Source organism: Halolamina salina, from assembly GCF_042678005.1.
Classification (GTDB): domain Archaea; phylum Halobacteriota; class Halobacteria; order Halobacteriales; family Haloferacaceae; genus Halolamina; species Halolamina salina.
In genome coordinates this window covers 1-9,963 of the sequence record NZ_JBHUDH010000037.1, presented here as the reverse complement: position 1 = coordinate 9,963, position 9,963 = coordinate 1, and the positions used below count along the sequence as shown (strand labels likewise).

Below are 9,963 nucleotides of genomic sequence, written 5' to 3'. Positions count from 1 at the left end.
CGCGAACACGATCGCGAGGTAGCGCCCGCCGGCGTCGGCGACCCCCGGCTCGGCGCCCAGCAGCGCGATCAGCGGGCCGCCGAACAGGACGCCGACGGCGACCATCGGCAGGCCACAGAGCGCGCCGATGAGCAGCGCCTGCGTGATCGCGCGGTCCCGCGTCAGGTCCGCCCCCCGCCCAGTGTCCTGACTGGAGAGCGCGATCGAGCCGGCCCCCAGCGCCAGCCCCACGCGGAGCGGGACCTGCGCGTAGAGGTCGGCGAGGCCGACGGCGGCGACGGCGGCGGGCGAGAACAGCCCGGTGACCACGAGGTCGACCGTCCGCATCAGCGTGTTGAACGTCTGTTGGACGGCGACCGGCCAGCCGAGCGAGGCGGCCCGCCGCCAGACCGACAGCAGCCGGGACATCACCCGGGGGTGCGACGGTCCGGGGCAAGAGTGCTTGGGTAGGGGCGACGCGGACGGCGATCACTCGCGACGGCTCGGGGATCGGACTCGAAGCGACGCCGGAACGGGTCGGGACCCTTCCCGCGGTCAGAGGCAGAACATGAACGGGTACACCAGCGCCACCCGGTCGCCGTTTTCGAGCGCCGTCCCGAAGCCGTCCAGCAGTTCGTTGAACTTCCCGTTCACGAGCACGCGGGCGAACGCCCGCGTCCGCTCGCCCTCGGGGTTGCGCTCCCACCGCCCCGGCGGCTCGCCCGGGTAGTCCGCCCAGCCAGTGTGGGTCTCCTCGGCCTCGGTCTCGGCCAGCAGCATCTCCTCGCAGCCGTACTCCTCGAAGAAGGCGTCGAGGAATTCGCCGAGCGTGTCGCCCTCGAACGTGAACTCGAACTCGTGGTCGCCCAGTTCACGCCGGACGTGGCCGGTGGCTTTCACCTCGACCGTGGTCGTCGCCGCCTGTTCGGTCTCGACAGTGCTCATGCGCGCCGGTACGGTCGACACCCGCATACGACTGTAGCCGAACGTGTTCGGCTTCGAGCTTACCCCAGCACGGACTCCGGGAGGTACGCCGTCACCGTCCAGTTGGGGGCGTCGACCACCTGACTGATCTTGAGGTCGACGGCCGCCGAGCAGAGCACGTAGGCGTCCGCCCGGGAGAGGCCGCGGCGCTCGTGGAGGTGAGCGATCATCCGCCGGACCGCCTGCTTCGTCGCGTCCATCAGGTCCGGCGCGATGCCGGTCGTGGCGTACATCGGCTCGTCCCGCCCGGTCGGGGTGAACGGGCCGGTGGTCTCGAACTCCGGCTGGGTCACGGACCGATCGGCGAGGTCGAACCGCGCGGTCACCGACATGGGTGCCTCGATCCCGGTGATGCAGACCTCGACGTCGCCCTGTGCGGCGTGGCAGTCGCCGACGGAGAACAGCGCGCCGGCCACCTCGACGGGGAGGTACAGCGTCGATCCGGCGGTGAGGTGTTTCACGTCCACGTTGCCGCCGACGTTCCGCGGGGGGATCGTACTGGCCGGCCCCTCCTCGGGGGCGACGCCGAGGTTCCCCGGGAACGGCGCGATGGGGACCGAGACGGCCGGCGCGTCGTCGTCGCGGAAACGAGCCACCGGCGTCCCGTCGTCCGCTGTGGCGTCCAAATCCCACGCACGAACGTGCGGCTCCGGGAACGACTCGGGGAGCAGGCCGGCGCCGCTATCGCCCGGCGGGACCGCCGTGGCGCCCCACCCCTCGTGTTCGAACGCGAGCAGGTCGACCCGGAGCGTGTCGCCGGGTTCTGCGCCCGCGATCGCGACGGGGCCGGCCAGCGGATGCCCCTCGGCGTCGACGGCGGCCACGTCCTCGGGCGTCGGATCTCGCGGTAGCTGCCGGTCGTAGGCGTCGCGGCAGTCGAACTGGACGACGTCGCCGGGATCGACGGTGATCGCCGGGTCGAGGTCGGGGTCCCACACGTAGTGGCGGTTGGCGGCCGTGTCGGCCAGTCGGTGGTCGGGGTCGGGCACGTCGTCGACGGCGAAGCGGCGGTCGGCCATACCGGGTATCGCGCCCGGCCCGGGATAACGGTGGCCCGAGCGAGTCACGGACCGCCGATTGCTCAATACTTTTCCCCCGTTCGTCCCAACGGGCGGACACATGAGCGACACCGACCTCGACTTCGTCCCGTTCGGCGAGAGCGGGCTGCAGACCAGCGAGATGCAGTTCGGCACGTGGCGCTTCGGCCGTGAGACCGAGGCGGGCAACCTCGAGATCGGCGAGGACCGGGCCAAGAAGCTGCTCGACGCCTACGCCGGCGCCGGCGGGCGCTACATCGACGCCGCCGACGTGTACGGCGGCGGGCAGGCCGAGGAGTGGATCGGCGACTGGCTGAACGAGCGCGACCGCGAGCGGTTCACGGTCGCCTCGAAGATCTACTGGCAGATCCGGGAGGGCGACCCCAACAGCCGCGGGACGAACCGGAAGAACCTCCGCCACCGCGTCGACGAGATCCTCGACCGGCTCGGCACCGACTACGTGGACGTGCTCTACCTCCACCGCTGGGACGGCGAGACGCCGACCCGCGAGACGATGAAGACGCTGAACGGCCTCGTGGAGGACGGCAAGGTCCACTACCTCGGCGCGTCGACGCTGACGCCCAACGCGTGGCGGGTCGCGAAGGCAAACGAGATCGCCCGCGCGGAGGGCTGGGAGCCGTTCACGGTGCTCCAGCCGCGCTACAACCTCGTCGACCGCGAGATCGAAGGGGATTACCTCCAGTTCGCCCGCGAGGAGGGGCTGGCGGTCTGCCCGTGGAGCCCGCTCGGGCAGGGGTTCCTGACTGGGAAGTACGACCGTGAGGACGGGCTGACGGGCGAGTCCCGCGCCGCCGAGTCCAGCCGGTTCGAGCAGGCGTACCTCACCGAGACGAACTTCGACGTGCACGACGTGCTCGACGAGGTCGCCGACGAGGTGGGCGCCAGCCCCGCACAGACCGCGCTGGCGTGGCTGATGCACCGCGACGGCGTGACCGCGCCGATCGTCGGCGCGCGGACGGTCGAGCAGTTGGAGGAGAACCTCGGCGCCGCCGAGATCGACCTGAGCGACGAGCAGGTCGACCGCCTGACCGAGGCGAAGGGGGGGCCGTACGCGAAGCTCTGATCGGATCCGGAAACGCTCCCGTCCCACCGTATCCCTTATTCCTCCCCCTCTCCCAGCGACCGCATGGTCGTAGACTTACGCTCCGACACCGTCACCAAACCTTCAGAGGCGATGCGGGAGGCCGCGAAGAACGCCGACGTCGGCGACGACGTGTACCGCGACGATCCGAGCGTCAACGAACTGGAGCGCCGCGCCGCCGAGATCCTCGGGAAGGAGGCCGGCCTGTTCGTCCCCAGCGGGACGATGGGCAATCAGGTCGCGATCCGGACCCACACCGACCGCGGGCAGGAGCTGCTCGCCGACGAGCACGCCCACGTTCTCAAGTGGGAACTCGGCGCGGTCGCCCAGCTGAGCAGCCTCCAGACCCGACTGCTCGACTTCGGCGAGTCGGCCGTCCCGACGCCCGAGCAGGTGCGTGAGGGGATCGTCGAGGAGAGCCTCCACGAGGCCGGCACGGGGCTGTTCTGTCTGGAGAACACCCACAACTACCGCGGCGGCGTCGCGATCTCGAAGGCGGAGATCGACGCCGCGGCGGAGGCGGCCCACGACCACGGCGTGCCCGTCCACTTAGACGGCGCGCGACTGTTCAACGCCGCCGAGTCGCTTGACACCGACGCCGCCGAACTGGCCGAGAACGTCGACAGCGTGATGTTCTGTCTCTCGAAGGGGCTTGGCGCGCCCGTCGGCTCGATGCTCGTCGGCGAGCAGGAGTTCATCGACCGCGCGCGCCGGACCCGGAAGCTGTTCGGCGGCGGGATGCGGCAGGCCGGCATGATCGCCGCGCCCGGGCTGCTCGCGCTGGAGAACCGCGGCCACCTCGCGGCCGACCACCGGCGCGCCGAGCGCATCGCCGAGGGGCTGGGTGAGATCGACGGAATCGAAACGGCCGAACCCGACACCAACATCGTCGTCGCCGACGTGGCGGGGACGGGGCTGAACGCCGAGGCGTTCGTCGGCGAGATCGAACAGCACGGCGTGCTCGCGGTGGCGTTCGGCGAGACCACGGTGCGGTTCACCACGAACTGGGACGTGACCGACGGCGACGTCGAGGGGGCGATCGACTCCGTGCGGACCGCGATGGCCGAGCGCTGAGGCCGCCGGCCCGCATCGCCGCTTCCCAGTTCGTCGGAATCGCCGAGCCCGATTTTTCCCAGGGGGCGCAACGATCAGGTAGAAGCACGATGTCCATAGCAACCCTCGAAGAGGACGTGTTCGGCGACGCGCTGACGCCACTGGAGCGTATCGCTGCGGGGATCCCCGCCGCGCTGGCCGCGGCGGGTCACGTACTGCTGTTCGTCGCCACCGCGCTGTTCGTGTTCGTGCTGGCGACGGGCGCCTGAGGGCGGCCCGGAACACGCTTTTTCGGACATCCGGACGCCTCAAGCCGTGACGAAGTCGAACCTCGCGCCGCCGTTTTCGCTCTCCGTGACCGACACCGACCAGCCGTGGGCCTCGGCGATGCTCTCGACGATCGGGAGGCCGAACCCCGTCCCCTCGTCGCTGGTGGTGACGCCGGTGTCGAACGGGTCGATCCCGTCGTCGATGCCGGGACCGTCGTCGGCGACGAAGAAGCCCTCGCGGTCGGACAGCGTGCCGACGGTGACCGTCGGCACCTCGCCGCCGTGTTCGACCGCGTTCCGGTAGAGGTTCTCGAACAGTTCGATCAGGCGGTCGGGGTCGGCGTCGATCGTCCCGTCGGCCTCGACGGCCAGCGACGCGCCGTCGGTCGCGACGTGGGTCCACGCCTCCCGCGCGACGCTGTCGAGGGGGATGCGCTGGGTCTCGCCGACGTCTTTCCCCTCACGGGCCAGCGTCAGGAGGTCGGTGACGAGGTGGTTCATCCGGTCGAGCGCGTCCTCGACGTTGTCGAGCTTGTCGAGGTCGCCGGTCTCCCTGACGAGGTCGAGGTAGCCCGACGCGACGTTGAGGGGGTTGCGCAGGTCGTGGGAGACGACGCTCGCGAACTGGTCGAGGCGTTCGTTCTGCCGGCGGAGTTCGGCCTCGCGCTCGCGCCGTTCGGTCACGTCGGAGTAGATGGCGTACCCCGGGGCGTTCTCCTCGCCGACCTCCAGCGGCGTGACCTGCAGGAGGAAGTGCTTCGTGCCGTCGACGGTCTCGCGTTCGACCTCGGTCTGGACCCGCTCGCCGTTCGCGAGCTGCTCGTTGTACACCTCCGCTTCGGCCTCGCCGTCGGGCGGGACGATGAACTCGTCGAGGGAGTTCCCCTCGACCTCGTCGGCGTCGTAGCCGAACGTCCGCTCGAACGCGCCGTTGACCCGGCGAACGATCGGCTCGCCGTCGATCATCTCGTAGGCGACCGCGGCGCCCGGGATGTTCTCGAACAGCGCTTCGAGGCTGTCCCGCTGGCGCCGGAGGTCGGCCTCCGCACGGACGCGCTGCAGCGCCACCCCAACGTGGGCCATCAACAGCTCCGCGAGCTCGAGGTCCTCCTCGTCGAACGCCTCGCGCTCGGTCGAGACCGCCTGGAACACGCCGAGATCGCCCACTGGGACGGAGATCGCCGACTCGAACTCCGGGCTGGTGGGCCGGGAGTCGGGGTCGCTGTGGATGTCGGTGTGGAGGAACGACTCCCCGGTGCGGGCGGTCTTGCCCGCGATCCCCTCCGAGATGTGCATCTTCCGGCCCGCGTCCTCGGAGATCCCCCCGGACTCCGCGACGGGGACGAGCATGTCGCCCTCGCGGAGGTCGAGCTTGCTCATGTCCAGGTCGAGCACGTCCTCCGCGGCGTCGATCGCGATCTCGAGCAGCTCGTCCTCCGACTCGACGGCGCCGAGCTCCATTGCGGTCGTGTGGAGCCGCTCGATCACCCGCCGGGACTCCCGAAGCGCCTCCTCCGAGCGGATGCGGTCGAGCGTCGACTCCGCGTAGCCGACCAGCAGCTCCACGAGCTCGAGGTCCTCCTCGTCGAACGCGCCGGACTCGTCGGAGATCACCTGAAACACGCCCGAGCTGCCGACCGGGACGCTGATCGCTGATTTGACCGTCTCGTCGGCGGGGTCGGCGTCGGGGTTGGCCTCGGCGTCGTCGACGAGAAACGACCGCTCCTCGTCGAACGTCCGGGCGACGATACCCGCCTCCGTCGAGACTTTCTCCAGGCTGTCGGTGTGCCCGCCGATGGGCTGGAGTTTGCCGTCCTGCTCCATCAGGAGCACCGACTGGTCGAGGTTGAGCACGTCCTCCGCGATGTCGACGACGCGCTGGTACAGCGCGGACTCGGACTCGGCGCCGATCAGCGACGGCGCGGCCTCGTGGAGTCGGGTGATGCGTTCCTGTCGGTTCCGGAGGTCCATCTCGGCGCGCAGCCGGGCGTCGACCTGCGACCCGTGGGTGACGAGCAGCTCCGCCAACTCGAGGTCGACCTCGTTGAACCCCCCCGGCCGCGTCGAGAGAGCGGCGAACACCCCGTCGTCGCCGAATGGGATCACCAGCCCGGAGCGGTGGCGCTCGTCCCGCGGCTGGGCGATTGGGTGGCTCTCGACGTCGTCGACGATCGTCGGCTCCCGGGTCTCGGCGACGTGTGCCACCACTCCCTCGTCGGGCGGGACGCGGTCGGACCCCGCCCCGTCGGTCACGGCGGCGGCGGCGAATCCGCCGTTCTCCCGGAAGTACAGCACCGCGGTGTCGAAGTCAAGTACGTCCGCCGCGATGTCGACCACGCGCTGGTGGAGGTCGGTCCGGTCGTCGACGCCGACCAGTTCGGCCGCCCCCTCGTGGAGCCGGGTGATGCGCGTGCGGTTGGGCGTGCCACCGACGGCCGCCGTCACGTGATCGGCGAGGTCGGCCGCGGAGCAGTCGTCCGACTCCCCGTCCTCACCCCTCGTGGCGGGCGTCCCACCCGGGCAGTCGACGATCGGACAGCCGGCCTCGGCGGCCCCAGCCGCCAGCGACGCCGGGAGCGAGTCGTCACAGGCGATCAGACAGTCCGGATGTGACTCCTCGAACGCAGCGAGCGCCGCCGGAGGGGGCTCGACGCGGCCGACGAACGCGTCCCGATCGAGCAGCGATCCCGCTGCCCGGCAGGGGTTTTCGCCGACCACGAGGATCTCGGTTCGATGTGCCACAGTGTAGACAGCTACTGTTTGTCTTGCGAGACGGTCGCATATGTGTTTCGGTGGAGCAGTTCGGAAGGAGCGTCTGACGCCACCGGCGAGGGCGGCGCCAGCGGCCGGTGGAGCGCCCCGTCCGCCGGTGATCGAACGACTCGCCCGCACGAACCCCGGAATCCTTTTGCCCGGCGGTTGACCACATCCGGTAATGAGTGAGCTCGAGAGCGAGTACCGTCTCGACTACTTCGCCGAGAACGGGTTCGAACGGCAGACCTGTTCGTCGTGTGGCGCCCACTTCTGGAGCCGCGCCGAGCGCGACACCTGCGGCGAACCCCCCTGTGAGGACTACGGCTTCATCGACGACCCCGGGTTCGACGAGTCGTACTCGCTGGCGGAGATGCGCGAGGCGTTCCTCTCTTTCTTCGAGGAGCACGACCACGAGCGGATCGACCCCGCGCCCGTCGCCGCCAACCGCTGGCGCGACGACGTGCTCCTGACGCAGGCGTCGATCTACGACTTCCAGCCGCACGTCACCAGCGGCGAGTCGCCGCCGCCGGCGAACCCGCTCGTCGTCTCTCAGCCCTGCATCCGGATGCAGGACATCGACAACGTCGGGAAGACCGGCCGGCACACGATGGCGTTCGAGATGGGTGGCCACCACGCGTTCAACGCCGACGAGGGGACGGACTACGCCTACGAGGGCGAAGTGTACTGGAAGGACCAGTGTGTGGAGTACTGCGAGGACTTTTTCGCCTCCATGGGCGTCCCCCGCGAGGAGATTACGTTCATCGAGGACCCGTGGGTCGGCGGCGGCAACGCCGGCCCCGCCTTCGAGGTGATCTACAAGGGGCTCGAGCTGGCGACGCTCGTGTTCATGATGCTCGAACAGGACCGCGACGGCGAGTACGAGATGAAGGACGGCAACACGTACTCCGAGATGGACCGTCGGGTCGTCGACACGGGGTACGGGATCGAGCGCTGGACGTGGATGAGTCAGGGCACCCCCACGGTGTACGAGGCGATCTACCCCGAGTCCATCGAGTTCCTGAAGGACAACGCCGGGATCGACATGACCGAGGAGGAGCAGGATCTCGTCCACCGCGCCTCGAAGCTCGCGGGCCACATGGACATCGACGAGGCCGAGGACATGGAGGCCGCCCGCGACAACATCGCCGAGCGGCTCGACGTGTCCGTCGAGCGGCTCGAGGCGCTGATGGAGCCGCTGGAGTCGATCTACGCGATCGCCGACCACGCGCGCTGTCTCGCCTACATGTTCGGCGACGAGATCGTCCCCTCGAACGTCGGCACTGGCTACCTCGCCCGGATGGTGCTCCGCCGGACGAAGCGACTCGTCGACGACGTGGGGATCGACGTGCCGCTGGACGAACTGGTCGACCGCGAGGCCGAGCGGCTCGGCTACGAGAACCGCGACACGATCCGCGACATCGTCCGTACCGAGGAGCGCAAGTACGAGGAGACGCTCGAGCGCGGCCGGCGGAAGGTCCAGCAGTTGGCCGACGACCACGCCGCGGCCGGGACGCCGATCCCGACGGAGAAGCTGATCGAGCTGTACGACTCCCACGGGATCCAGCCGTCGATGGTGGCCGAGATCGCCCACGAACGCGGCGCCGAGGTGAACGAGCCGGACGACTTCTACTCGCTGGTCGCCGAGCGCCACGACGCCGAGGAGGCGCTCGAGGAGGGCGGCGAGGACGAGAACCGCGTCGAGGACCTCCCGGAGACCGACCAGCTCTACTACGAGGATCAGGACCGCATGGAGTTCGAGGCGGTCGTGCTCGACGTGCTCGACCGCGAGGAGGGGTACGACGTGGTACTCGACCAGACGATGTTCTACCCGGAGGGCGGCGGCCAGCCCGCCGACCACGGGACGCTCGTGAGCGAGGACGGCAGCGTCGAGGTGGTCGACGTACAGATGCGCGACGGCGTGATCCTCCACCGGACCACCGGAAGCCCCGAGAAAGGCGAGTTCGTCACCGGGAAGATCGACGCCGAGCGCCGACGCCGCCTGATGCAGCACCACACCGCGACCCACATCGTCGGCGCGGCCGCGCGACGGGTGCTCGGCGACCACGTCCGGCAGGCCGGCGCCCAGAAGGGCGTCGATAGCTCGCGGCTGGACGTGAACCACTACGACCGCGTGAGCCGCGAGGAGGTCAGAGAGATCGAGCGCGTCGCCAACGAGATGGTGACCGACAACACCAGCGTCCGACAGGAGTGGCCCGAGCGCCACGAGGCCGAGGCCGAGCACGGCTTCGACCTCTACCAGGGCGGGATCCCGCCGGGAGAGAACATCCGCCTGATCCACGTCGGCGACGACGTACAGGCCTGTGGCGGCACCCACGTCGATCGGACGGGCGACGTGGGGACGATCAAGGTGCTGAACACCGAGCCGGTACAGGACGGCGTCGAGCGGTTCGTCTTCGCCGCGGGGCCGGCCGCGATCGAGGCGACACAGGACACCGAGGACGCCCTCTACGACGCCGCCGACACGTTCGACGTGAACCCACAGGAGGTGCCCGACGCCGCCGAGCGCTTCTTCACCGAGTGGAAGGAGCGCGGCAAAACGATCGAGGACCTCAAATCCCAGCTCGCGGAAGCCCGCGCGGGCGGCGGTGAGGACGCCGAGGAGGTCGAGATCGACGGCGCGACCGCCGTGATCCAGCGCATCGACGCCGACGCCGACGAGCTACAGGCCACCGCGAACGCGCTGGTCGAGGAGGGGAAGGTCGCGGTCGTCGGCTCCGGCGCCGACGGCTCCGCCCAGATCGTCGTCGGCGTCCCCGACGGCGTC

At 69.9% G+C, this 9,963-nt stretch carries 8 protein-coding genes; 4 read left to right on the top strand and 4 right to left on the bottom strand.

The window, feature by feature from the left end:
- The 3 genes from ACFR9S_RS04715 to ACFR9S_RS04705 all read right to left on the bottom strand — a co-directional run.
- On the bottom strand, window positions 1-408 hold a 408-nt coding region (locus ACFR9S_RS04715), incomplete at its 3' end, for an MATE family efflux transporter (protein WP_379818167.1).
- Between the two features lie 126 nt (window positions 409-534).
- Window positions 535-924, bottom strand: coding sequence for a ubiquitin family protein (locus ACFR9S_RS04710; protein ID WP_379818166.1), 390 nt, complete (start codon window positions 922-924; stop codon window positions 535-537).
- A 59-nt stretch (window positions 925-983) separates the two neighbouring features.
- The gene (locus ACFR9S_RS04705) at window positions 984-1,982 is read right to left on the bottom strand and encodes an acetamidase/formamidase family protein (protein WP_379818165.1); all 999 of its coding nucleotides are present in this window, start codon (window positions 1,980-1,982) and stop codon (window positions 984-986) included.
- Window positions 1,983-2,082: 100 nt separating this feature from the next.
- Here ACFR9S_RS04705 and ACFR9S_RS04700 point away from each other — a divergent pair, with 100 nt between their 5' ends.
- The 3 genes from ACFR9S_RS04700 (at window position 2,083) to ACFR9S_RS04690 (ending at window position 4,424) form a co-directional block, all read left to right on the top strand.
- Window positions 2,083-3,084, top strand: coding sequence for an aldo/keto reductase (locus tag ACFR9S_RS04700; RefSeq protein ID WP_379731733.1), 1,002 nt, complete (start codon window positions 2,083-2,085; stop codon window positions 3,082-3,084).
- 63 nt (window positions 3,085-3,147) lie between these two features.
- The gene (locus ACFR9S_RS04695; protein WP_379731734.1) at window positions 3,148-4,176 is read left to right on the top strand and encodes a threonine aldolase family protein; all 1,029 of its coding nucleotides are present in this window, start codon (window positions 3,148-3,150) and stop codon (window positions 4,174-4,176) included.
- 89 nt (window positions 4,177-4,265) lie between these two features.
- On the top strand, window positions 4,266-4,424 hold the full coding sequence (locus ACFR9S_RS04690; protein WP_379731736.1) for a hypothetical protein: 159 nt from the start codon (window positions 4,266-4,268) through the stop codon (window positions 4,422-4,424).
- Window positions 4,425-4,463: 39 nt separating this feature from the next.
- Here ACFR9S_RS04690 and ACFR9S_RS04685 read toward each other — a convergent pair whose 3' ends face one another.
- Window positions 4,464-7,166, bottom strand: coding sequence for a GAF domain-containing protein (locus ACFR9S_RS04685; RefSeq protein ID WP_379818164.1), 2,703 nt, complete (start codon window positions 7,164-7,166; stop codon window positions 4,464-4,466).
- A gap of 193 nt (window positions 7,167-7,359) precedes the next feature.
- Between ACFR9S_RS04685 and alaS the strand changes: the two genes are divergently transcribed.
- Window positions 7,360-9,963, top strand: a 2,604-nt coding sequence (gene alaS / locus ACFR9S_RS04680) for an alanine--tRNA ligase (RefSeq protein ID WP_379818163.1), incomplete at its 3' end; no start/stop codon positions are given.

Coding starts and splice junctions, on each gene's coding strand:
- ACFR9S_RS04710 (WP_379818166.1), bottom strand. CDS start 924: ATGAGCACTGTCGAGACCGAACAGGCGGCGACGACCACGGTCGAGGTG.
- ACFR9S_RS04705 (WP_379818165.1), bottom strand. CDS start 1,982: ATGGCCGACCGCCGCTTCGCCGTCGACGACGTGCCCGACCCCGACCAC.
- ACFR9S_RS04700 (WP_379731733.1), top strand. CDS start 2,083: ATGAGCGACACCGACCTCGACTTCGTCCCGTTCGGCGAGAGCGGGCTG.
- ACFR9S_RS04695 (WP_379731734.1), top strand. CDS start 3,148: ATGGTCGTAGACTTACGCTCCGACACCGTCACCAAACCTTCAGAGGCG.
- ACFR9S_RS04690 (WP_379731736.1), top strand. CDS start 4,266: ATGTCCATAGCAACCCTCGAAGAGGACGTGTTCGGCGACGCGCTGACG.